Source organism: Aeromonas sp. FL131 (assembly GCF_049860615.1).
In the GTDB taxonomy this organism is placed as follows: Bacteria; Pseudomonadota; Gammaproteobacteria; order Enterobacterales; family Aeromonadaceae; genus Aeromonas; species Aeromonas hydrophila.
Genome location: NZ_CP187595.1, coordinates 2259888 through 2283828, shown reverse-complemented (window position 1 = coordinate 2283828; position 23941 = coordinate 2259888). Strand labels below are relative to the sequence as shown.

The window sequence follows — 23941 nt, the reverse complement described above, 5'->3', positions numbered from 1 at the left end:
GAGATATTGCTGTGAGTGACAAAATTGCCGTGGTTTATATCGGCGACAAGCCGAGCAAGAAAGACACCGTCACCGGATCCCGCCTGGTGTTCCCGCGCCACACCGCCGTTGATGTGGAGAGCCACATCGCCATGCAGTTGCTGGAGTTCCCCACCGTCTGGATCCGCCATGACGCGCTGGCCGATGAGCTGGAGCGGCAGGGGGCCATTGCCAAGGCTGAGGCCGATGAGCAGGAACTCCTTGCTGCTGAAGCTGCCCGACTGGCCGAAGAGCAAAGCTTTGTGGTCGGCGACCGCGACCTCACCAAGATGACCAGCGCCCAGCTGGCGACCCTGGTGGAGGGGGAGGACTTGCAGGTTGAGCCGCAAGCCCCTCAAGAGAAGGTGGGTGACTACCGGCTGCGTGTACGTGACGCCCTGAAAGACAAGCTGGCGGCTGGCCAGGAGGGGTAATCATGCAGATGGTGCCCCGCGAGCAGTTCCTGCCTACCGTCAGGCTGCATATCACCGGCCCGCTCGAGATGCTGCTGGAGGAGGCTGTGACCGAAACGGCGATCACCTTCTGCCGTGAGTCAGAGCTGATCACCCTCGATCGCCTCCTTCCTAGAGCGTCAGCCGGTAGCCTGGAAGCAGTGTGCAATGTGGACGGGGTTACCTCCTGCAATGTGCTGCACCTCACCGGTGCTGATGGCGTGCCACTGGACTCCGGGCGTGACTACTTCGCCTTATCCGCAAATGAGTTGAGCATCCTGACCGACCTCAATGATGTGCGGATCTGGTACGTAGCCGCCCCGGTAAAAGGCGCCAAGGAACTACCAGCACAGCTCTACACCGACCACTCAGAGGCCATTGCCCACGGCGTGGCCTCACTGCTTTACGCCCAGCCTGACCGCCCCTGGTCTGATCCAAAGCGTGCCAACTACCATCGCGCCGAGTTTGTTGAAGGGTGGCGACGTGCCGGCCGGTTCAGGAAACAGCACAGCGCACCGACTCAAGTTGAGTTCTACAACCCACCCCGCAAACACAGCTTTTTCTAAGGAGTCGCCATGGCTACCGTGTCCATTGCAACCATCATCAAGCGGGTCAACACCCTGCTAGTCGATCCCACTTTTACCCGCTGGCCCAAACAGGAGCTGCTGGACTACTACAACGACGCCACCAAGGCGATCGTGCTGGTTCGCCCTGACGCTCACACCAAGAACGTCGAGTTTATCTGCGCGGCCGGCACCAAGCAGGCGCTGCCAGCTGACGCCCTGCGCCTGATTGAAGTCTTGCGCAATGCCAACGGCAAGGTGGTTCGCTTCGTGCCGCGCAAGGCGTTGGATGACAGCTACCCAGATTGGCACTCCGGCAAGACAGCGACATCAGTTGATAACTACTGCTATGAAGATCGCGATCCCAAGACCTTCTATCTGCATCCCGGCCCGGCCGAAGCGGTCAAGGTGGATGTGATCTATTCGGTCGCCCCGCAATCCAAGCAACTGGCCGATGTGGAGAGCGCCAACACGCCGGCGCTGGCCGACCTGGATGATATCTACATCAACCCGATCATCGACTTCATGCTCTACCGCTGTTTCTCCAAGGATGCTGAGTACGCTGCCAACAGCAACCGTGCTGCCGGCCATTACAACGCATTCTTGCAGCAGCTGGGCGAGAAAACCCAGGCTGACGCCAATATGGAAGCCCGCCAGCAGGCCGGCTTTAACCGGGTGACAGGTCAGTAAGGGGGCGCATAGATGGCAGGATTGTGGAAGCGTGACGGCACTGTAGCTGTCACCAGCGGCAGCAAGAAGGTGACCGGTACCGGAACCACCTTTGCAGATGCCAAGAACGGGGTGGCCAAGGGCCACCTTTTTTGTATGACCACCGGGGCAACGGTTGACCTTTACGAGGTTGATTATGTGGTTTCCAACACCGAGCTGTTCTTGGTGCAGGCGTTTCGTGGGGTTACCGGTACCGGCAAAGCCTACGAGGTGATCACCACCTTCTCTGACTCTATCCCGGAGTTTGCCCGCAAGCTAAATGCCTCGCTGTCCTACTACCAGGGCCAATCCGACATGGTGCAGCAGCTGTTTACCAGCGATGCGGCCGAAATCACTGTGACAGCCCCCGACGGCACCACCCACAAGTTGATCCCATGGAAGAGGGTGACCAGCGATGGCGAGGGTCAGGCGGCCCGCGCCAAGGTCGAGGCAGACCGCTCCAAGACCGAAGCAGATCGCTCCGGCACCGAGGCCGACCGGGCGGCGGGGATTGTGGCTGCTGCAGCTCTGCCACTGCCGGATGTGTGGGCGCCGCTCTCTGACAGCCTGCGCCTGATCACAGGATATGGGCGGGATGTGCTGGTCGGGTCGGATGTGGTGGCCAGGATGGTGAATTTCAGCCGCAGCACCACAGCGACCTACATTGGCAAGGATGGTCAGCTGAAAACCGCTGCCGCGAATGAGCCGCGATTTGAGAAAGAAGGGCTGCTGATTGAGGGGCAAAGCTCAAACATAGTTACAAACTCCAATGTGTTTACCCCGTTCGGGGCTGGGGCGACAAAGGTAGATAATCAGACAGGCCCGTTTGGGGCAAACGACGCGACCAGAATCGACACGGTTAATGCATATACGGGAACAAACCCACCTCTATCATCCCCTCTAGTTGACGGCGCTGTTTACACCACCTCGGTGTGGTTGCGCGGAGCCGTTGGCGGGGAGGTTGTTCGCATTGGCATTCACAACGCAACCATTGGATTGGGGGTAACATTAACTACAGAGTGGAAACGCTATTCGATAACTCAAACCCGCGCAGCTGGAACTAACTCAGCGTTTGTTATTCAAGCTGCGTCTGCGCCAATATCGTTTTTTGTCTACGGCGTCCAGTTGGAGGCCTTGCCGTTTGCCAGTTCCTATATCCCCACCGCAGGAGCTGCTGTTACCCGAGCGAAGGACATCTTGTATTTGGCCCCATCAGGAAATGTCCCGTCCGACATAAACATGGCCTTTGCAGCCCAAGTCAAATTAATGGGTAAGGGGTTAGATTCATGGCCCAGGGTATTGGAGATTTCTGACCCAGCCAACAAGGGAGCATTCATTGATATGAATGCAGGCACATGGGGTGGGGTAAATATTGTTGGCGTTAAAAAAACGCTGGCTGTGCGATTTAGTGATAGATCGCGATGGCTAGAGGGAATAAACGTCGCATCGCAATGGCAGGGGTACCCCGCCAAAGTCTATAACGATCCAGTTTATATTTGTGGTGCACCAGCGCCTGGTAATCGGGATTTTTATGGGCACGTTCGTAATTTGAGAGCGTGGTTCTTCTCTCCAACCGATGATCAGATGAGGGCAATCCGATGACCGACTTTATCGACCTCAACTTAAAGGCGGCCACTCAAGCCGCCATGACCAAAGCCCTGCTGGCCGCCGGCTTTATCAAAGACCGGCGTTGTTGATCAAATCCGTCGCTGGATGGCCGTTCCCCAACCCGTTGATACCACTCAATTCACTGGCTGGCGAACAGGCATACCAAGCCCTATCAGCTTGTTCATCACCTTCACGCCAGCCAGGATTTCGCCCACCTGGGCGTTGTAGTTCCGCAGGCTCAGCGTTGGCCCGATGAGTTGCTTGAACCGGTACATGGCGGTCTCGGCTATCGAGCGCTGGTGATAGCCGGAGTCTTTCTTCCATTGCTTCAGTTCACCGGCCTTGAGCGCCGTCACCGCCTCGTTGCGGGGATGGTCTTCCTCCCACGGTGCCGCATTTTTTCTCGGCGGTATGGTGGCTTTCGCCCCCTTCTTCTTCAGTAGCGCATGACAGGCCTTGGTGTCATACGCACCATCGGCGCTGACCTGTTTTATCTTGCGTCGTAAGGGGTTGAGCAACGTCGGTAACACCTCGTTATCCGCCACCGTCTCCAGGCTGACTTCGGCAGCGATGACCGCATGGGTTGTGGCATCCACCGCCAAGTGGAGCTTGCGCCACACTCGTCGCTTCTCCTTGCCGTGTTTGCGAATTTTCCATTCGCCTTCGCCATAGACCTTGAGGCCGGTGGCATCAATGACCAAGTGAGCCACCGGGCCTTGGCTGGGGAGGCGGTACTTGATGTCGACGGTCTTGGCGCGCTTGCTGATACAGCTATAGTCCGGCGACTGCAAAGGCACCGCCATCAGTTGGAACAACGAGTTAATGAAGCCTTCTAGCGCCCGCAGCGGCAACTTGAACAAGCCTTTTAGCATCAGGGCCGTCTCAATGGCGGTGTCACTGTAGTGGAAACCTCTCCCTCGGCGGCCATGGTGGACCAGGCAATGCCACTGCTTAATGGCTTGTTCGTCCATCCAGATGGTCAACGAACCGCGTTGCACCAAGGCTTGGTTGTACTGCTGCCAGTTGCTGATCTTGTGCTTGGACTTGCCCATCTGATGCTCTCGGAGACTGCGCTACAGGATCAGATCACCGAGATGACAGATAGTTCCCCGATTTGAGCAACAAGGCCTCAAAGACCCTGAAACCAGCGCCCTCTATCACCCCGCCGCATCGTTGCAGTTATTGCCGCCAGGCATGGTTACCCGCCCCACCGGTGTGCTGGATACAGAGGGCCTACCGGTGCGCGAGCCTGTACCGGGCTATCACGCCAACGTGCGCACCCAAGACCCCGCAATGGCCGCCGCGCTGGCGCCGGTGACCGTTGTTGTCGAAACCCCGCAATATGTCTGGGCCTCAGATCCGGCTGGTATGTGAGTCTTGCCTCCAGGCGCTGTCAGCGTTAGGATTTACCCATCATGGCCCGCTCTATTCTGAGTGGGCCTTTTTGTTTCCTGCCCGCCGAGAATTCCATGTCAGCCATCGATATCGTCACCATGCGAGGTGTAACGCCGCGCGTGGAGCCTCACCTGTTGCCTGATGAAGTGGCCGTGGTGGCCCGCGATTGCCATTTCGATCACGGCGTAATATCCCCCCTCGAGGAGGATGTGAGCGTCGGAGTGGTGTTGCCAATCACACCAAAGACCCTGTTTCGCTATGGAGATCACTGGTTCGCATGGAACAAGGTGGTTGAGGCCATCCATTCTCCAATCGCCCTGGATGGGTATCAGCGCGTCTACTACACCGATGGGGAATATCCCAAGGTGACCCATGCTCAGATCGCCACTGGCGGCAGCAACAAGCCGACAGCCTGGTATCGGCTTGGGGTGCCTGCACCAGGCGTTCCGGTAGGGATTGGCGCTATCACGCCGCCAGAAGGCGGCAAGGATGACGACATTACCGATGACGAGACCCGCTACTACGTAGATACCTTCGTGACCGCCATGGGCGAGGAGGGGCCACCAGGACCTGCTAGCGGCAAGGTGGCGATCCCCATCCCAGGGTCAACGGTGACGCTGGCGTTATCCCCCCCGCAGTCGCAGGACAACAACATCACCAAGCGCCGGATCTACCGGTCTGTCTCCGGTGGCGGCCTAGCTGACTACTTGCTGGTCGCAGAGCTGCCTATTGCGCAAGCTTCATTTGTAGATAGCCGCGCTGATGGTGAACTTGGTCCTGTCTTGGAGACTTACGATTACGCTCCACCTCCAGCGGCTCTGCGTGGCCTCTGCCAGATGGCCAACGGCATGTGTGCCGGGTTCGCTGGCAACTCTCTCTACCTATGCGAGCCATACCTTCCCTATGCCTGGCCGGAGAAGTACCGGCTGACCACAGAGCACGACATCGTGGCGATCGCCGCAATCGATACAGCGCTGGTGATCGGCACCAAGGGTTATCCCTACCTGGCGCAGGGGGTGAGCTCTTCTTCGGTGACAAACCAGAAGCTCAGCCAGTTGCCACAGGCATGCATCAGCGCCAGCTCCATGGTGTCTATGGATGGGGTGGTGCTGTATGCCTCGCCGGATGGACTGGTTGGCATTGGTGCCAGCGGTGGGCAAGTGGTGACCGAGCAGGTGATCACTCGCAAGCAGTGGCGGGCCATGAAGCCGGAAACCCTGCGTGCCTGGCATCACGATGGCAAGTACGTCGGCCTGACAGACACCCACGCCTTTATCTTTGATCCAAAGTCGGGAGACCTGCGCGAGTTGACCAATCGCTGGGATGCCGCCGTCTCTGACATGGAGAGCGATAGCCTGTTTGTAGCCAAGGGGCGTGATCTGCATATCTGGCGTGGCGGCGAGGCTGGAAATGGCCAGCTTGTCTGGCGTTCAAAGGTCTTCATGGTTGTCGGTGGCGCGTCCTATGGGTGCTGCAGGATCCTGGCCTCGGATCTTAGCAAGGTCGGGGTGCGGTTGTTTGTAGACAATCAGCAGGTGATGGAGCTGTCGCCTGGCAACCTGACGGCCAGTGCCTTCAGGCTTCCGCCTGTGCGTGGTCGGTGGTGGCAAATCGAGGTGTTTGGCACCTCCACTGTGCGGCGTATCACGTTGGCGGGATCGATGGCGGAGTTGATGTAATGGCAAAACCTGCTTACAGGGCCGGGCGGGACCCGGCAGCGACCGCTGAAAACGTGGAGCTGCTTACAGGGCAGCGAGGCAACAAGCTGGACAAGGCGGTAACGCTGAGAGAACTGACAGAGCTTGGCTTGGCCACTCTGCGCCCTGGGGCCGGTGGTGCCTACAACCCAGGCAAGAACCCGGACCTCTTCCCAACCGGCATTTATGACAAGCCCCATGCACCGGTCAATGTGCAGGCAAATGGGGCGTTTCATACCGTGGTGGTTGATTGGGATAGCCCCAACTACCGTGGCCACGCTCATACCGAGATATGGCGAGCCGAGACTGATAGCCTACCGGCAGCCACGCTGGTCGGTACCACCTCGGCGAATGTGTTCTCTGACGCCATTGGCAAGGGGGCGCAGTTCTACTACTGGGTGCGTTTCGTAAATGGCAAGGATGATGCCGGCCCCTTTAACGCCAACGGAGTCATGGCGGAGACTAGCCGCGATGTGCAGGACATTCTCGATGAGCTGCAGGGGAAGATTGAGGATAGCCACTTAGCCAAGGAGCTGCTTGCCCCTATCAAACAGGTCCCGCAGTTAACTCTTGATGTTGAGGCGATCCGCCCCAGGCTGGAAGAAATCGATGTGTCTATCGGCACCATCCAGAACAAGATCCCCAGCATCGAGGGAGACCTGGCATCACTCAGCCAGAAGCAACTGGAAAGTGAAGATCTTCTCAAGGATGCCCAGGCGCAGCTTGGCAATGCCAGCATCGACATTGGCCTGGTTCAGGACCGACTGAACAACAAAATAGACAAGTACAAGGGCGACTTTGACAGTTTCCGCGATGCGGTATTCAAGGTTGACCCTGAGAATGGCAGCATCACCATGGACGCGGTGAATGCTGTCCGTGAGGAGATGCGGACCTCTATCACAGAGGTTCACCAGGGCCTGGACGCTGTGTCTGGCCAGATAGCCAGCAAGGCCGACAACGTCACTGTGGACGGCCAGGGGCAACGCATTACCGAGGCTGAGCAACGCATCAATGGGCTCGATGCCAGCCTGAGCCAGACAGTGACCAAGGGGGAGTTTACCGACGAGCAGAAGAAGGTCACCCAGATCGGTCAGGAGTTGAATGCCACCAAGGGCGAGTTGGCACAGAAGGCAACTCAACAGCAGGTGGACGAACAGGGCGAACGGCTGGCCAATGCTGAGAGAAAGCTGACGGTTCATACCGATGAGCTATCGAGCCAGGCTCAGCGCATTGATGGGCTGCAGGCCACCGTCAACAGCGGCGATGAGGTGCTTGATGCCAGGATCACTGAACTGGCGCGCGTGACGGCTGATGCTGACGGCGTGGCGGCCCAGCGTGTCAGTGGGCTAGAGGTGAGGGCTGGTGAAGCGGAAGGCAAGATCAGCGCGCTTGAGGAGGTTATCGAGTCGAACGGTGGGATAACGGCTGGGCGATTCGATGAAATTAAAGCTGAAGTCGAACTGGCCAAAGACAAGGCCGATGGGGCTGGTGACGCTGGTCAGGCTGCCATTGATGCCGCACTGGCAGGGGATGAGCGAGACAGGGACAATCGCACAGCTTTTGGCACCATTCGTACCCAACAGCAGGTGATCGTGAATGAGCAGGCCGCCCAAGCCAAACGCATCACCGACATGGACGTCAAGTTTGAGGGGAAGGATGCAGATACCCAGGCTCGCATTACTGGCGTAGAGGAGGTGTTTGCCGACGCGGGAAGTGCACTGGCCCAGCGCATTGATGATATGAGTGCTTCGACGAGCGTGGCGCTTGGTGAAACAGCGGCAGCCATCAAGGCGCTGGAGCAGGTATCGACCGACGCTGACAGCGCACTGGCGCTGCGCCAAGACCAGATGCATGCTGAGCTGACCGATGCAGACAATGCCCTGAGCGCCGGGATTGCCAGCGAATCCGAGGCAAGAACGACGGCTATTGATGCCATGTCGCGCAGAGTGGACGAGTTGACCGCCAGCGTGGATGGCGAACTTGGCGACCTGAAAGCTCGCGCAGCTCAAGAGGAGCAGGCGCGGGCAGATGGTGACGGCACACTGGCCCAGCGAATGACTACGCTTGACGCCAGCGTAAAGGAGGGGGATGCCACCAACGCGGCCAGTATCTCCAGCCTGGAAAAGGTGGTTGTTGATACCGCCCAGGCGCTGGCACAGCGTCAGGACAACATGGAGTCATCCATCGACCTTGGCGGCAAAACGGATGTCGAGGGGGCGCTGGCAAGCGATGAGCGCGACCGGGAGAACCGAAAGGCGCTCGGCAAGGTCATCACTCAGCAGCAAACTCTGGCCAATACCCATGAGGCGTTGGCAAGAGATGTGACGCAGCTCACCGCAGATTACAAGGCGGATAGTGCCGACCTGCACAGTCAGGTCACCGAGGAGCGGCTGGTGCGCAGCACGGCAGTTGATGCGCTGGCACAAAAGACATCGGTGCTTGAGGCGCAGATGGAGGGGGTTGACCAGTCGCTGTCTGCCTCTATTGCCGAGGTGGCCAAGGCCAACGCTGACGCAAACTCAGCCATGACCGAGAAATTGAGCCAGCAGCAGTCCGCCATGGAGACGGCTGATGCTGCGCTATCCGGGCGCATCAACGAGGAGGCGACAACCCGGGCTGATGCCGTAGAGTCGCTGGCAAACCAGATCCAGCAGGTTACGGCTAATTATCAGGATGGTGATAATCGGCTGGAAGGCCAGATCACTGCGGAGTCAGAGGCCCGCGCCAACGCTGTGCAGTCTCTTGCTAGTCAGATCAACACGGTTTCCGCTGTAGCCGGCAGCAAGAACAAGACATTCTTCCAAGCCACTGCACCAGGCACTGGCATGGGTACGGGTGACCTGTGGTTTGACACTGCCAATAACAACCGGCCATACCGTTACAGCGGGACTGCGTGGGTGGCTACCGATGACCCACGTATTGCAGCAAACGCAGCGGCTGTCCAACTGCAGAGCAAGGCGATTGCAGACCTGCAGAACGGCGCCCAGGCGATGTGGACGGCAAAAGCCACTGCCGGGCAAATCACTGCCGGGATTGGTCTGATTGCCAAATCGGACGGCACCAGCCAGGTGGCCATATCAGCCAGTCAGGTTTTTGTGTTCGACCCCAACAGCTCTACCCCCATGGCGCCACTATTCGCCATCGACAACGGCCAGGCGGTCATTGCAGAGGCCATCATCCGCAAGGCAACCATCCAGATACTGAACTCTGAGAAGATCACTGCTGATTATGTGAAAGCAGGGGTGAGCATCACCACCCCGCTGATCAACGGCGGTCAGATCGACATGGGCAATGCCTTCATGGCTGGCGGTGCGGCAGGGTTTGGCAAGGGTGGGCCATATGCATGCTGGGGATGGGTAGATTGGCCCCTTGAAGATCCAGACACTTCGCCCCTCTTAACTTAAGAGGTAGTCTTGGAGCTATGTTCAGTACTAGTCACAACGAGAAGATGGTCGAAGTGTTAACAGGGGCCGAGCGCCGTCGACGCCGGACTCCACAAGAAAAGATCGCCATCGTGCAGCAGACCTTTGAGCCCGGGATGACCGTCTCTCATGTTGCTCGCTTGCACGACGTCAACGCAAACCAGCTTTTCAAATGGCGTAAGCAATTCCAAGAAGGGTCTCTCACGGCGATCACCGCCGGTGAGGATGTTGTTCCTGCTTCCGAGTTGGCTGCTGCCATCAAGCAGATCCGAGAGCTTCAGCGTCTGCTCGGGAAGAAGACCATGGAGAACGAGATCCTCAAAGAAGCCGTGGAGTATGGTCGAGCAAAAAAATGGATTGCGCATGCGCCCTTGTTGCCGGGGGACGACGATTAAGTGCTGTGAGCCAGGCTCTTAATGTATCGCGTGCGCAGCTATCCGTTCGTGTTCATCGAAAACCGGGTTGGCAAGATGGTCGTCATCATCGCCAGCGTGATGATGCAGCCTTACTTGGCCGTATCATGGAGGCGATGGCAGAGCTTCCCTCCTATGGCTATCGCCGGGTCTGGGCGCTGTTACGGCGTCAGTCTGAGGCAACAGAACAACCTGTGGTAAACGCTAAGCGGGTATATCGCGTCATGCGCGAACATGGCTTGCTGCTGGAAAGAAAACCAGCTGCACCATTGGCCCAGCAGGCACATAAGGGGCGTGTTGCCGTCAAGGAGAGCAATCGACGGTGGTGCTCAGATGGCTTCGAGTTTCGCTGCGATAACGGTGAAAAACTACGTGTCACGTTCGCCATGGATTGCTGCGATAGGGAAGCGTTGGACTGGGCGGCCAGTACTGGGGGTTACGATAGTGACACTGTGCAAGATGTCATGCTGAGGTCTGTCGAACATCGCTTTGGGGATTCGTTGCCGGCATCACCGGTGGAGTGGCTGACTGATAATGGCTCGGCGTATCGAGCCCATGAGACCCGCGCGTTTGCACGAGAAATCGGGTTGGAGCCCAGAACGACAGCAGTGAGAAGCCCACAGAGTAACGGTATAGCGGAGAGCTTCGTGAAGACGATGAAGCGAGACTATATCGAGATGATGCCAAAACCGGATAGCCGAACAGCGGTAGGCAATTTGGCTATCGCGTTTGAGCATTATAACGAGCACCACCCGCACAGCGCCTTGGGATACCGTTCACCACGGGAATTTCTGCGCAGTCGGGTATCACAACCCTAAGCGGGAAAAGTGTCTGGACCTATGGGGTCAAATCCAATGGGGTTGGAACACGATTATCTATGCTGACGGAAACATCTACACCAACCGACTCCATGCGGAAGGTGGTTATGTTCGAAACATGTCACTTGGCAACTGCACCATTGAGCAGGACTGTATAGTCAAGGGGACCATCTACGCCGAGAGGATTGTGGGTGACATCGTAAGAACATACGCACTGAACCTGGCTTCGCCAGTCTGGTTGCCAGCCATGCCGTTCACTAGAAAATGCACTTTCATGCTAACGGTGTCTAGTGGCTCCTCAACTACAACTGCCACTGTATATGTCAATGGCGTGGCGATAGGCTCACTAACCGCACGTGACTATGGGATGGGGCAGGGTTCAACCATGAATCACAATTTCGAGTTCTTACTTGCTGCAAACCAGGCTCACGCAATCAGTTATGACAGGGATAACAAGGGCTATCCGTATGCATCAAGTTCGTGTCTCTCAATCGTATGTTTGGCGTGAGTTATGAAAATACCGCCTCTTTGCCGTATCGCCGGAGATACCGGAAACCCCAGGCTATCCGCTGAACTTCAAGACGCCATCCGCAATCGGGTGGCGTTTTTGTTTGTGCGTGGCGCGGATGGTTTTGTGCTGAAGCCGGTGGTGGAGCAGGGCATTACTGGGGTCCTGGTGTGGGTTGGATGGGGGGGTGACGGAGCGCCCGAGCGACACCTGCCGGAAGTGAAGCGGCTGGCTCGCATGATTGGTGGCCGCTGGCTTCGCTTCCATTCGACGCGCAAGGGGTGGCTCAAGGTTGCACCAAGAATGGGGTGGGAGCGTCAGCCAGATGATGCTGACGGCCTGTTTGTATTTCAGATCAACTTGTGAGGTGAGGGGATGGGAAAGGGCGGTTCAAACGAAATCAAGGAGACCGAAGCCCAGAAGGCCGCGGCTGATGTGGCCACAGAGCAGTGGAATATCTACAAGAGTGACCTGCAGCAGTATGAAGACGTCTTCATGGACAAGGTGGATGACCTCAACAGCGAACGCGAATACGACAAGCTTGCCGGCACCGCAGCGCTGGGTATCGCTCAATCCTTTGGTGAGGCGCGCTCAGGGTTGGCTGACTCCCTGGCTGCCGGAGGCGTGGACCCAACCAGCGGCAAGTACCAATCGGCCATGTCCAATTTGGAGACGGATCAAGCTCTGAGCCAGACCGATACGACCAACCGAGCACAGTCCAGCCAGCAAGACCGTTATGTGGCAGGGCTCAAGGATGTGGTCAGCATTGGCGCCGGCCAGAAAGCGGAGGCACTTGCTGGGATGGGGGATGTGGCCAACACCAGCCTGCGTAAGGCTGCCAGTGATGCTCAGACATCGTTTCAGAGCAAGCAGGCGACTGCGGGGTTGGTTGGGGCTGTGGCCGGAGCTGGTACGGCATATGGCCTTGGCCAGTTGAAAGCGCCGGCGGCAGTGGAAAGCAGAAAGATCAGCCCTACGGCATCAGTGTTGCAAAACAAAGGTTATTAAGGGGTTAGCCATGGGATATGCCGCAGACAAATTTGCCCAAATCACGCGCGATAGCTACCAGGACTGGAAGACTCGTTTCTACCCCAAGCAGAAGGAGCTGATGGAGTTGGCCACCAATGGCCAATTACTGCGGGATCAGCTTGGCCGGGTAGACCAGAACAACCAGAACTCGCTGGCAGCCGCCAAGCAAGCAACTGACAACCGGATGGCCAGGATGGGGGTTGGCCAAAGCCAGGGCACCAATGACAACAGCCAGAGCCTGCGCATGGCCTTGATGACTGCCGGCACTGAGAACGGCCTTCGTGAGCAAGAGCAATTCCGCCAGATGGGGATCCTGACAGGGGCAGATGCTGGACTGCGTGAAGCAATCAAGACAGGGGGTAAGGTCTGATGGGTTACGGAATTCTGGATATTGGCGCTCAAACGCGCCAACAGGGCATGGCCGGGCTACGTGATGCAGCCAACCGTGAGAACGAAATTGAGATGGGGAACAAGCAACTCAAGACGCAGGAGAAGCAGGCCAAGATGTCTGCCGCTGGTGCCGGCGCCGCCACTGGCGCCATGATCGGCGCATCCTATGGTTCGGTTGGCGGTCCCGTCGGCGCGCTCATTGGGGCGGGCGTTGGTTTTCTGGCAAGCAGCTTATTTTAAGGGGGCATGATGAGCGTATCGGGATTGGCAGAAGGGTTTCTGGCCGGCTTCAACACCATGGACCGCTATCAGCGTGGCCAGAAAGAAGATGAGCGTATGGACAAGGCCATGAGCCTGCGGGATGCCATGTGGCAGAACGAGCAGGAGCGGCAGAAAAAGGATGACGCTCGGTATGAGGACGAAACCAAATATAACCGAGGTCGCCATAAGGTTGACGACGACAGATGGAACTTAGAATACGCAGGACGGCAAAAACAACTGGAGTTGGATAATAAGCGCGCCAACGCGATGCTGAGCCTTAACGTGGAGCAAAATAAAAGGGCCCAAGAGTCTCACGCACTGGCCGTGGCAAAGAACAATCGGGACCAGTGGTGGCTCGACAATGAGGTGCCGTTCAATATGGCGACAGCAGCGCTGGGGCGAGGAGAGCAAATTACACCAGAGCAAGATGCTTTGTTGAACCATGAATATGCCGCCGGGCGAAATCCATACCGCGTGTTTGGTGACCCGCAATGGCACCGGAGTTCTGACACTGTTTATCAAGGGATGAAAGCAATCATTAACAACCCGGACGCCAGGGTCTGGGATATGGGGAAAATGCGTGAGGCAATTAATACTCCCGAGATGACGCAAGCTCTGACCTATATGGTCAAGGGCAATCTCGAAAAAGGTATTGGGACCGTCACCCCCACAGGAGTAATTAAGTCATATGGAGAGGTGGAGGTTGTTCCAACAGGCCGCGGGACATTCTTCCTTCAGGCCCCTGTGACCTACATCAACCCAAAGACTGGTGAAGAAACTGTCAAAGATGCCCCTATAACCGAGGGCCGAACTGGTGACCCGAGCGACCCCGTCAAGGAGCTCACCCCCCAGAGGTTGATTCAATACTTCGGCAAGGCGCGCCAGGTCAGCCAGCAGATCCAGCAAAACCCAGAACAATGGGAGAACTTTCTTGTACAGACCGGTGTTAATCCACCGGCTGACTATAAAGGGCTGAAGGCTGCCCTGGCTGATCTCCACAAGCAAGAAGCCAAGGCGCTGGCCGATGGCGGGGATCCGGCCACGGTCAAAGCGGCATTTGATGAGGCCAGAGAAAGCTTGCCGTCTGTCTACGGGGTGAATACTGGCGGGACACCTGGTGCGGCACCCTCTGGTGTCAATCCTGAGCAGTGGAGCCAGAGCAACCCTGAACGCCAGCAGTTTATGAGGGAGGCTGAGCAGGGGGGGTGGCTTGGCAGCTATCTTGAAAGCCCGGAAAAAATGGACGGTGCCTTTGAGTTATGGCGCCAAGCTGTTGCGAAAGAGGAGGCAGCCAAGCAAGCGGCGGTGTCTGCTGAGAAGGTGCGCAATATGGAAGGGGGTAAAAATAAACCGCACAACTACCGCGCAGCAGAAGAGGCGGCCGTGAATACGGTTATTGCACCATTTACTAATGGACAGCCGACGCTCAACAAGGCACCAGATGGTGCGGCGGCCTATCAGGCGATGAGCCTGGCCCAGGCTCGCCGATAGTTGCCTTTCACCTACCCCAGCGTTAGCATCTCTCCATCGTCGGTCAGTCTGCATGCTGATCGCCCCATCTCAAAAGCCCCGAACGGTTCGCCGCTCGGGGCTTTTCTTTTGCATAAAGCCGAGGCCACTCGAATGGACAAGCACAGTCTCCGTGACGCATCCCTGCCACAACCGCTGCAATCTGACTCTCGAGGAAAGCAGTTCTGGGATGGCATCAACAGTCAGCTTTCATCACCGCCCGCAGCTGCGGCCCCAAAGCGAGACCTCGAAACAGAATGGAGTGATTATCCTAAGGCGGTGGGCGCTGGCGCACTGGATCTCGTGGGCGGCATTGGTGAGCTGGCACGGCAGGCAAGCAACTTCGGCAAAGAGAATGCCGGGAAGCAGGGGGGCGACTACCTGGAACAGGCTCGTGCCAATATGGCCAATAAGCTGAGCCCGTTGCTGGATGTGGTCGCAGGTGCAGGCGATCTGGCCGCATCTGGGGCAGAGTCTCTGAATGATGGGATGAGTGCTGACGCCAAGGAGGCACTGGGACGCCGACTGGTCGATGAAACGCCAGAAGGCCGGTTGACCCTGGGGGATGGCGCAGGGGATATCGATGTCTGGGCGATGAAAATGGCGCAGGGCGTTGGCTCTTTGCTACCGACACTCGCCGCTGGCGGGGTGACTGGGGTGGCCGCCAAAGCCTCTATCGGCCGCGCTGTCACTGCATCCATGGTCAAGCGTGGCGCTACCCAGGAGGTAGCCGAAGCGGTCGCCGCCAAGGCAGTATCCAAAATTGCCACCGGCGCCGCTGTGACCACCGGGGCGACCGGATCGGTGGGCAGTGCCGGGGTGAACACCCGCGACACTGTACTGGGAATGAGCTTTGACGAGCTGGCGGGCAGCGATACCTTCCGCCAGTCGTTTACTCGCATCGACCAGGATCAACAGACCGCCCATCTCTCTGATGAGGAAAAGCTGGGGCTGGCCCGGGAGGAAACGGCCAACTTGGCCAGCCGCGCCACCATGAGTGATGCCAAGGTGTGGGGAGCTGCCGCCATGGGCTCCATGATGGGCGACGCCATGCTGTTCAAGATGCTGGCTGGCAAGGCTGCAGCAGGTGGTGTGCTGAAAGGGGCAGGCAAGGGGGCGGTAGGTGAGGGGGTTGGTGAGACCCTGGAAGAGGGTGTCCAACAGTACGCCATCAACGAATCGTTGAATGAAGTGGCCGCCGCTGATGTCGACCCGATGAAGGGGGTCATGTCGAGCGCGATCGAGGGCGGCTTGATAGGGATGGGGACAGGTGGTGCGGTAGGTGCTGTCGGTGGGGCGCGAGGCGGTAAGCATGCCAGCCAGGAAGATGGCGTTGGGACCGATCTGGTTGCAGAGCCTTCCGCGCCGGTGACGGAGGACGCTGCTGACCTAGCAGTGGATCCGGTCTCTGCATTCGGTCCACAGGAGGGTGGCGAGCAGGCGCCCTCCGCCACACAGGCTGAGGGAGATCTGAACCCGCTCGGTCCCAGCGGCAGCCAGTTTGACGAGCTGCGTGATGTTCCCGCCTATCTGCGTCAAGACGATACCGCCGATCGTTTCAAGGGGATGGCGCAGGATAGCGACGTTCAGCGAGCCTTGGCCGGTGAGTACGGGCGGTCGGTGCAGGATCTGGTTACGGCCCAGATGCAGGCTGGCGACCAGGGCAAGAGCCTTTATGAACTCGCCCAGGCTGGGGATCTCGGGGTTGACCCGTTCGCAGGAAACAAGAGCGCCCAGCTGGTAGCCATGGAGAACCAGCGCCCAGCCCTGCCGCTCAAGGATGTGATCTTCGCCGGCGATGCGAATGCCAAACCCGTGGGGGAGGCTGTGGCAGCCCCAGGGGATCATGATGACCAACAGGCAGGCCCTGGCCCGCAGTTTCGAGGTGGTGAGCGCACCCGTTGGCAGAATGGGCAGGAGGGGGATCTGCTTCCGCCTGAGGCTGCTACCGCCCACACTACCGGCGAGCTGCCGGGAGCCGTGATCGATGGCGAGTCCCGCGAGGTGGGCACAGAGCTCCCGCACCGCGATGTGATATACGGCGCCGATAACCGCCAGCCGGATGCAACCCATATCAAGGATGGTGCGCCCGCCAGTGCTGAGCCCGACTCCATTTTGGGCCCGCTCAAGACCCTTCGCATTACCCGCAAAGGCAAGCCGTTCGTCAGCGAGAAAGAGGCTGCCATGGCAAGCCGCAAGGGCAAGGAAACCCCGGTTCCCCTCAAGGGTGGTGGTTTCGGCGTGGCAGAGATTGCCGAGATAGAGCAGGTGAGGGCCGAACAGCCCACCCCCAGCCAGCCCCAACAACTCGCACCGGCCGTCGATACCGGCTACAGGGATGTTATCCCTTCCAGCGAACAATCCGAGGTGACCCATGACCAATCTGCCCCGATACCTGCAATCAGCAGTGAGCGACCAGGTGATCAGCCTGGCGCAGGCGATCCGGTTGCAACAGGTGTTGGACAAACCCCTGCCGAACTCGCGGAGCGAGCTGGACCCGGAGATCCGGCAGATGGTGCTTCTCTTGCACCTGTACCTGTCACCCAACCAGGAGAGGAAAATGCACTGACAACCCCGGCACCTGCCGCAATGCTGTTCACTTAAGCGGAGCCGCATTGCGATTTACCGGAAAACGGGTCTTTGATATCTTCACCGCCCTGGGTCTCGATGGCCTGGGGCGTTTTTCTATGAACATGACGCCTATGCAGCCCCGCAACTCCGCCAACCTCCGTGGCGTATGGGCTGGCGATAACGCGCCCGCCATCACTGCCATCTGGTTCGCGATGAAATGACAGGCAAACTTAAAGCTCACCTCATTGGGCGCTCGCTGATGGGCTACGGCGGCCTGGCTGGCCTCCCGCCTGACCAGATTGTATCCAAGCAGCAATCCCCACAGCTCCTGATAGACCAAGTCCACTTTCTTGCTTCTCAGCGTGATGGCGTTGTGCTGCATCGCGCTTTTGATATCCCGGTATCCCAGCTCGATTTCCCAGCGCTCGTGGTACAGGGTCGCCACCTGAGCTGCGCTGAATCGCGCCACGGGCAGGGAGGTAAAGACCGTTTTCTCCTTGCCTGCCACCTCATAGGTCACTGCGCGAACTTGCCAGTGTGTCGGCAACGCCGGGTTTTTCTTGCGAGCCTGAGGCGAGACCGTCATTTGCAACAGACGGTCACCGTCGCCATAGCGCTCAAGTTCCGTGTATACCAGCCCCTTGCGTTCCGGGATGAGCCAGTGACGGTCGGTGTCTTCGGCCTGAATACGCAGCAACAGGTCGGCACCGAAGAAGCCTTTATCCAGCAGGGTCACTGACTTGTCCGGCAATGAGTGAATGAACTCGCTGGCCAGGGGGATTTCCCCTTTGCGGTACGGGCTGATGGCCGCGTTGGCAATGACATGCGAGCGGACATTCATGAGCGTGACCAACCGCAGCATCGGGTAGGGTGTCTGCCGGTTGGTTGAGGTGTTACCCGAGCCGAAATGTGCTCTGAGTTCAGGCATATCCTGGGTTCGGAACAGGGCCCCATCGATGGCAAAGACCTGTAAACCGTGCCAATGGTCTTCAGGATAACGTTCCCGCCCCCACACATCGGCGCACTGTTTGAACAGCCACTCGAGCGGCTGTTTGCCGAGTCGCTGACGGGCCTGAGACAGGGCACTGTCCGCGAGCAAGGCATCATTGGCCAACCCTTCTGCACAGATGTTGAGGCGCCGAGCGACCTCGGAGATAGGCTCATTGCGGAAAAAGGCCATCCCCACGACGAGCCACAAGACCATATCAGAAGGTAAGCGGCGTCGGCGGATAGTGGCCTTTTCAGACAAGGCGGCAGCGGCAGTAATCCATTCGTCGGGAATATGGTCGGCAAAAATGGCCAGCCGAGCCAGCATGTCGCCAGATGCCTCAACAACATCGTTCAGATCGTTTGCAATAGACATAAAAAAATCCGGAACCAGTGATTGGTTCCGGATTGTCCTACAGCAGAAGGATCGGTCAATGGATCCTTAACTGATCAGCATTGCGGCACCTGCCGGGGTTGCTGTATCTGAAGGAGGGCAACCTGAGCAAGCTCGCACGACTGCCGGGCCAGCGGCGGCGCCGACACCCTGGTCGGAGATGATTGATAACCCTGATGGCACCATCACCCTGAAAGGCGAAGTGCCGATCATCAAGCAGTGGGCCAAGGATAACGGCGTGAAGGCGATCCCGGGCAAGGGTGGCCTGGTAGTGTCCACGACTTCGGTAGCGAAGGTGCGACAGCTCACCACGCCTGCCACCAGTGAACCGGTGCGGCAGATTGAAGCGGCCCGCGCCGAGATAGCGCCGGAGCCCACCGAAGCACAGAAGGAAGCGGGGAACTACAAGAAGGGGCACATCAAGCTGCAGGGGCTGGATATTGCGCTCGAGAACCCCAAAGGCTCCACCAGATCCGGTACCGCTCAGGATGGCAAGGCGTGGCAGTCAACCATGACCCATGACTACGGCTACATTAAACGCACCCTGGGGGCGGACGGAGATCATGTCGATGTGTTCATCGGTGACAAGCCGGATAGCGAGACGGTCTATGTGGTGGACCAGGTGGACCCCATAACCGGCAAGTTTGACGAACACAAGGTGATGATGGGCTTTTCCGATGAGCAGGCCGCCCGGGAAGGCAACCTTGGCAACTACGAGGCGGGCTGGAAAGGACTGGGTGCCATCAAGCCGATGCCGGTGGAATCGTTCAAGCGCTGGGTGAAGGAGGGGGATACCACCAAGCCAGTCGCCAAGAAAGTCCGCATGTCTCAGCAGCGGGAGGGACTGTCCGCTGACGATGTGGCTCAGATTGTTTCTGACTTTAGACGTGAGTATAAAGGGGCTCAGTCACTCGACTTTATTGTTGGTCAAACTCAAGAGGACCTTTATGGACCAGAAGGCAGCCCCGAGCAAATTGGATGGCGGGATGGGGGATACCTCCCCGGCAAGCAGCAAGTCCACCTCATCGCAGACAGCATCACCCGCAGAGCCGGGCGTCAGGGTGTTCACGAAGGCGCAGGGGGAGAAAGAGGGGTATCTGGAGATCCCCGTCTTTTACAGCAGAACAGACCTGCGCCACGAAATGAACGGGGTATGGGAGGAGTTGAAAGAGCAAAAGCGGAAGTCGTCTCTACGTTACGTCATGAGGTCCTGGGTCACTATGGCCTGGACACGTTTACGCCTGAAAATAAGCGAGCTCTCCTCCAAAAGCTGAGTGATGCCAAAAGTGAGAAATGGCTTGCTCCTGCCTGGTCAGAAATCTCCCGCCCGGAGATGTATGGCGATAAAAGTGAGCAGCACCAGGCGGAAGAGGTGTTTGCCCACCTTACTGAAAACGAGTTGCCGTCGCGCACCATCCAGGCATGGAACGGTATCAAGACCGAGTTCTCCCGCATGTTACGCAAGGCCGGTTTGGCAAAGGGCCCCATCAAGGAGCACGAGCTCGATAGCCTGATCCGGGCTGTTGGTGAAGGCATTCGCAGCGGAAAGCGCACCCGCCAGAACATCCGCACGGGCGAAGAGGTGATCGGCAAGCAAGCCGATGAGCCAGCCAAGGACGACAAGCCTGAACGCATAATCCGCTTCTCAAAGCAGGCAATGGCACAAGGGAACAAGCCGGCCAAGCACCTGACCCGTAAAGAGGCTGAGCTGGTTTCCCATGGTTGGTTCAAGCAGTACCGGGGGGCGAGCAGCATCAAGGTACAGATCCACGCCACCCAAGCAGAGCTTGAAGGGGCCCTGGGGCTGGATGCCAAGGACGGATTGATCCGTCGCGCGGCGTTTGACGACGATGCAGGCACTCTCCATGTGGCTGCCGACACCATCTCCGACCCCAAGCGGATGCGCGAGATCCTGCGCCATGAGGTGCTGGCCCACTACGGCCTGGCCAACGTCCTGGGTGATGGGGAATACACCAAGCTGATGAGCCGTCTCATCCAGTCGCAGAAGGACCCCAGCATGAAGCCGGTGTGGGACTGGGTAAACACCCATTACGCCGACGAGGACATCGGCACCAAGGCCGAAGAGGTGGTGGCTCACCTCGCCGAACTGGAACAGGGGGCTTGGGGCCGTGGCTGGGATCGGGTTGTTGCTTGGGTTACCCGGGCGCTGCGAGCGGTCGGTTTTGTGCCTGATGGCATTACCGCCGCGGAGACGCGTTCCCTGATCGAGGGGCTGGGCAAGAAGTTGCAGCGTAGCGGCCCAGACGACAGCGGGCCGGATGGCGGCAAGAAGTTCAGCCAGGAAGCCGAGCGCCCAGCCCAGAAAGGCGGTATCAAGATGAGCCAGGCCAGTACCGCAGCTGATGCGGCCATGGAGAAGCTCAACCTGGGACCCAAGCCAGACATCATCGACAAGACCAAAACCAACCTGAACAAGCTCCGTCAAGTTGACCGTGGCGTGGTCAGCTCATGGGTTGATCGCGTCATCAAGAAAGCCAATACCGAGGTGCTCGACGCGCTGGCCCCCATCAAGTACGCCGAGGAGGCTGCCGGCATTACCAATGCTGCTGACTCCGGTTATGTGGCGGCACGGATGGCGACGGGGGCCGCCTCCACCATGCAGGCGACCATGCTTTACGGTTTGCCGGAGTGGAAGGATGGGGTGATCCAGCGCAAGGCGGGTACTGGCGAGAAGGATGCGCTGCTCGGCATCTTTGCTGATCTGGGGGCTGACCTGCATAACTGGCTGGGTTGGATGGCTGGCCACCGGGCCGAGCTGTTGCTGGCCCAGGGGCGTGAGAACCTTCTCGACGCCCAGGACATCGCTGCCCTCAAGGCTCAAGGTAAAGGCAAAGAGGCCAAGTTTCTTGACGCCAAAGCGCGCTGGAATCGGCTCAATGCCGCCACCCTGGACCTGGCACAAGAAGCTGGGCTCTTCACCAAAGAGGCCCGGGCGGAGTTCGAAAGCGAGTGGTACATCCCCTTCTTCCGTGAATCCGACGATGGCGATGTGATCGCTCCCTTCAAGCCGAGGGGCATTGCCAACCAGAACGCCGGTATCAAGAAGCTCAAGGGGGGCGATGCCAACACCAACGACCTGCTCGAGAACATCTTCACCTCCACCTCCAAGCTGATCGACGCGTCCATGAAGAACATGGCGGCCCAGAAGACGGTTTGGAACCTGGCGGATACCGGTATCATCGAGGTCATCCCGAAGCCAAACAAGATGGATTACCAGGCCCTTGCCAATGGCAAAGACAGGATCATGGTCAAGCTGGAGGGGGAGGACTACATGATCCGGGTTGAGGATCCGGACCTCTATCGCGCTATGACCTTCTTCGACCGCAAGCCGTTCGGCGCCATGGTCAATGTGGCGGCCAAGGCCAAGCGCATCTTAACGGCTGGCATCACCGCCTCCCCCGAATTCATGCTGCGCAACTTCCTGCGCGACTCCCTATCCAGCTGGGCCATCAGCAAGGATGGCTTCAAGCCGATGATTGATTCCATCAAGGGGGTGAAAAAGACCCTGACCATGGACGGCAGCACCATTGACGTGATGTTCAGCGGAGCCTCCTTCCTGGGCGGCTACGTAAATGGCAATGACCCTGAGGCCATGGCCGATACCGTGCGTAAGTCGCTGCGACGCAAGGGGATGACCCCGGAGCAAATCGCCCGATACGAGAAGAGCATCATCCGCAATGCGGCGCATGCCAAGGGCGTGGTGGCAGACGCATGGGAGAAATACAGCAGGGTGGGTGAGGCGGTTGAAAACGGAAACCGTGAAGCCGTTTATGACGCTGCCATCAAGGCCGGGAAGAGCCACGCCCAGGCGGCGTTCGAGTCGAAGGACCTGATGGATTTCTCGATGCTGGGCGCCTCACGCACCATGCAGGTCATGACCCAACTTCTGCCGTTCTTCAATGCCCGGGTGCAGGGCCTTGGCAAGCTGACCCGCGAACTGCGAGACAACCCGAGAGCCATCGCCAAACGTGCAGGCATGATCACGGCTGCGAGCCTAGCTCTGCTGGTCCACAACTGGGACGATGAGCGTTATGAGGGGTTGCCGGACTGGGATAAAGACGCCAACTGGCACTTCTGGCTTGGTGATCACCATTGGCGGATCCCCAAGCCGTTCGAGATTGGCGTGTTGTTCGGCACCATCCCCGAGCGCATGGTCCGAGCCCTGGGTGACAAGGACACCGGGGCCCAGTTCGGTAAGGCGGTGGCCAGGGCGATAGGTGATACCTTCGCCCTCAACCCGACCCCCCAGCTCGTCAAGCCGATGGTAGAGGCTGCCTTTAACTATGACAGCTTTCGAGGTGGCCCCATCGACGGTCCGCAAGACCTGAACGTCCAGGCAGAGGCACGCTACAACGAGCAGACCAGCCTGCTGATGCGCGAGCTGGGGGAGCTCACGGGCTTCTCGCCCAAGCAGCTTGAGCACCTGGTTATCGGTTACACCGGCACCATGGGCAGCTATGTGATGGCTGCCGCGGACGGTCTGATACGGGCCGCCAGGCCAGGAGAGTCAGCAAGCTGGCGCGCCGACGAGATCCCGCTTGTGAAAGCGGTGTATCGCGGCACTGGCCCTGCAAAGTCCACTCAGCACATGGAAGAGTTCTACCGGATGCTGAACGAGGTGAACCAGCTCAAGCGCACCGTTGACCAGTACCGCAGTGAGGGGCTCACAGATAAGGCCCGCGAGCTGCTGGAAGAGCAGGGTGGGATCTTGAAGTCGCGCCGCAGCCTGAGCCGCACCCAGCAGCAGGTTAGGGTGGTGCGCAACAAGATCGAGCTGATCCAGCGTGACCGCACACTGACCGCAGAAGAGAAGCGCCGGCGCATCGATGAGATGCTGGCCCGCCGTAATGACCTAGTGTATCAGGCAGTCAACAAGAACAAGTCGAACTGGGAGTAAGGGGGGAATAGCGGCCCTGGCTGAGCCTCTGTGATAGGGGTAATCTGGGGCCTTAACCTATAGGGACTCCGGCCATGTGGATACTGTTCGCGTTAGTGATGATGGTGGTGGCGCTGAAAGCGTTCAGTGTCAGCTTCACCCTGGCACTGATACCCTTTGCGGCCGGTTGTTGGTGTTTCAGCAAATCCAGCCGGAGCGATCTGGATGACTTTATGGCATTCAGTTTCTTTTTTGCACTTGTTGGATTCGCTGTTGTATTTATCAGCTCGATATGGTGATG

The 23941-nt window shown here is 58.5% G+C and carries 17 protein-coding genes; 15 read left to right on the top strand and 2 right to left on the bottom strand.

Going from position 1 to position 23941, the window contains the following annotated elements; all coding sequences use genetic code 11:
- Positions 1–11: 11 nt before the first annotated feature.
- From ACPW75_RS10525 to ACPW75_RS10510, 4 genes are read left to right on the top strand one after another with little or no spacing between them, the layout of a single operon-like run.
- The gene (locus tag ACPW75_RS10525) at positions 12–452 is read left to right on the top strand and encodes a hypothetical protein (protein WP_077096187.1); all 441 of its coding nucleotides are present in this window, start codon (positions 12–14) and stop codon (positions 450–452) included.
- A 2-nt stretch (positions 453–454) separates the two neighbouring features.
- A complete protein-coding gene (locus tag ACPW75_RS10520) occupies positions 455–1036 on the top strand; it encodes a hypothetical protein (RefSeq protein ID WP_077096188.1) in 582 nt (193 codons plus the stop codon).
- A gap of 9 nt (positions 1037–1045) precedes the next feature.
- The gene (locus tag ACPW75_RS10515) at positions 1046–1723 is read left to right on the top strand and encodes a DUF6682 family protein (protein ID WP_077096189.1); all 678 of its coding nucleotides are present in this window, start codon (positions 1046–1048) and stop codon (positions 1721–1723) included.
- 12 nt (positions 1724–1735) lie between these two features.
- Entirely contained in the window at positions 1736–3343 is a 1608-nt protein-coding gene (locus ACPW75_RS10510) for a phage head spike fiber domain-containing protein (protein WP_143238987.1), read from the top strand.
- Between the two features lie 140 nt (positions 3344–3483).
- Here the strand turns inward: ACPW75_RS10510 and ACPW75_RS10505 are convergent, their stop codons facing one another.
- On the bottom strand, positions 3484–4401 hold the full coding sequence (locus ACPW75_RS10505; protein ID WP_024946304.1) for an IS5 family transposase: 918 nt from the start codon (positions 4399–4401) through the stop codon (positions 3484–3486).
- Positions 4402–4764: 363 nt separating this feature from the next.
- Here ACPW75_RS10505 and ACPW75_RS10500 point away from each other — a divergent pair, with 363 nt between their 5' ends.
- From ACPW75_RS10500 to ACPW75_RS10460, 9 genes are all read left to right on the top strand, one after another.
- Positions 4765–6423, top strand: a complete 1659-nt coding sequence (locus ACPW75_RS10500; RefSeq protein WP_081398633.1) for a hypothetical protein — start codon at positions 4765–4767, stop codon at positions 6421–6423.
- Positions 6423–9845, top strand: a complete 3423-nt coding sequence (locus ACPW75_RS10495; protein WP_077098338.1) for a phage tail tip fiber protein — start codon at positions 6423–6425, stop codon at positions 9843–9845. Before ACPW75_RS10500 ends, ACPW75_RS10495 begins: the two co-directional genes overlap by 1 nt.
- A gap of 44 nt (positions 9846–9889) precedes the next feature.
- A protein-coding gene (locus ACPW75_RS10490; RefSeq protein WP_102948393.1) for an IS3 family transposase occupies positions 9890–11094 on the top strand; the annotation gives its coding sequence in 2 pieces (ribosomal slippage) (positions 9890–10208 and positions 10208–11094; 1206 coding nt in all).
- Between the two features lie 511 nt (positions 11095–11605).
- Positions 11606–11968, top strand: a complete 363-nt coding sequence (locus ACPW75_RS10485; protein WP_077096457.1) for a hypothetical protein — start codon at positions 11606–11608, stop codon at positions 11966–11968.
- A 9-nt stretch (positions 11969–11977) separates the two neighbouring features.
- On the top strand, positions 11978–12610 hold the full coding sequence (locus ACPW75_RS10480; RefSeq protein WP_077096456.1) for a hypothetical protein: 633 nt from the start codon (positions 11978–11980) through the stop codon (positions 12608–12610).
- Positions 12611–12620: 10 nt separating this feature from the next.
- On the top strand, positions 12621–13001 hold the full coding sequence (locus ACPW75_RS10475) for a hypothetical protein (RefSeq protein WP_077096455.1): 381 nt from the start codon (positions 12621–12623) through the stop codon (positions 12999–13001).
- A complete protein-coding gene (locus ACPW75_RS10470; RefSeq protein WP_041215994.1) occupies positions 13001–13261 on the top strand; it encodes a bacteriocin in 261 nt (86 codons plus the stop codon). The genes ACPW75_RS10475 and ACPW75_RS10470 overlap by 1 nt, the downstream gene beginning before the upstream one ends.
- Before the next feature lie 6 nt (positions 13262–13267).
- A complete protein-coding gene (locus tag ACPW75_RS10465) occupies positions 13268–14773 on the top strand; it encodes a hypothetical protein (protein WP_425904450.1) in 1506 nt (501 codons plus the stop codon).
- Positions 14774–17395, top strand: a complete 2622-nt coding sequence (locus ACPW75_RS10460; RefSeq protein WP_425904449.1) for a hypothetical protein — start codon at positions 14774–14776, stop codon at positions 17393–17395.
- Here the strand turns inward: ACPW75_RS10460 and ACPW75_RS10455 are convergent.
- Complete coding sequence (locus tag ACPW75_RS10455; protein WP_024945976.1) at positions 17388–18725, bottom strand: IS4-like element ISAeme15 family transposase; 1338 nt, start codon at positions 18723–18725, stop codon at positions 17388–17390. The two genes, ACPW75_RS10460 and ACPW75_RS10455, sit on opposite strands and share 8 nt — an antisense overlap.
- A gap of 178 nt (positions 18726–18903) precedes the next feature.
- Between ACPW75_RS10455 and ACPW75_RS10450 the strand changes: the two genes are divergently transcribed.
- Positions 18904–23661: an LPD38 domain-containing protein gene (locus tag ACPW75_RS10450; protein WP_425904448.1), complete on the top strand. Its 4758-nt coding sequence runs from the start codon at positions 18904–18906 to the stop codon at positions 23659–23661.
- A gap of 74 nt (positions 23662–23735) precedes the next feature.
- The gene (locus tag ACPW75_RS10445; RefSeq protein ID WP_077096452.1) at positions 23736–23939 is read left to right on the top strand and encodes a hypothetical protein; all 204 of its coding nucleotides are present in this window, start codon (positions 23736–23738) and stop codon (positions 23937–23939) included.
- Positions 23940–23941: the final 2 nt, after the last annotated feature.

Coding starts and splice junctions, on each gene's coding strand:
- ACPW75_RS10520 (WP_077096188.1), top strand. CDS start 455: ATGCAGATGGTGCCCCGCGAGCAGTTCCTGCCTACCGTCAGGCTGCAT.
- ACPW75_RS10515 (WP_077096189.1), top strand. CDS start 1,046: ATGGCTACCGTGTCCATTGCAACCATCATCAAGCGGGTCAACACCCTG.
- ACPW75_RS10500 (WP_081398633.1), top strand. CDS start 4,765: ATGGCCCGCTCTATTCTGAGTGGGCCTTTTTGTTTCCTGCCCGCCGAG.
- ACPW75_RS10450 (WP_425904448.1), top strand. CDS start 18,904: ATGATTGATAACCCTGATGGCACCATCACCCTGAAAGGCGAAGTGCCG.
- ACPW75_RS10495 (WP_077098338.1), top strand. CDS start 6,423: ATGGCAAAACCTGCTTACAGGGCCGGGCGGGACCCGGCAGCGACCGCT.
- ACPW75_RS10510 (WP_143238987.1), top strand. CDS start 1,736: ATGGCAGGATTGTGGAAGCGTGACGGCACTGTAGCTGTCACCAGCGGC.
- ACPW75_RS10465 (WP_425904450.1), top strand. CDS start 13,268: ATGATGAGCGTATCGGGATTGGCAGAAGGGTTTCTGGCCGGCTTCAAC.
- ACPW75_RS10475 (WP_077096455.1), top strand. CDS start 12,621: ATGGGATATGCCGCAGACAAATTTGCCCAAATCACGCGCGATAGCTAC.
- ACPW75_RS10505 (WP_024946304.1), bottom strand. CDS start 4,401: ATGGGCAAGTCCAAGCACAAGATCAGCAACTGGCAGCAGTACAACCAA.
- ACPW75_RS10445 (WP_077096452.1), top strand. CDS start 23,736: ATGTGGATACTGTTCGCGTTAGTGATGATGGTGGTGGCGCTGAAAGCG.
- ACPW75_RS10480 (WP_077096456.1), top strand. CDS start 11,978: ATGGGAAAGGGCGGTTCAAACGAAATCAAGGAGACCGAAGCCCAGAAG.
- ACPW75_RS10455 (WP_024945976.1), bottom strand. CDS start 18,725: ATGTCTATTGCAAACGATCTGAACGATGTTGTTGAGGCATCTGGCGAC.
- ACPW75_RS10470 (WP_041215994.1), top strand. CDS start 13,001: ATGGGTTACGGAATTCTGGATATTGGCGCTCAAACGCGCCAACAGGGC.
- ACPW75_RS10485 (WP_077096457.1), top strand. CDS start 11,606: ATGAAAATACCGCCTCTTTGCCGTATCGCCGGAGATACCGGAAACCCC.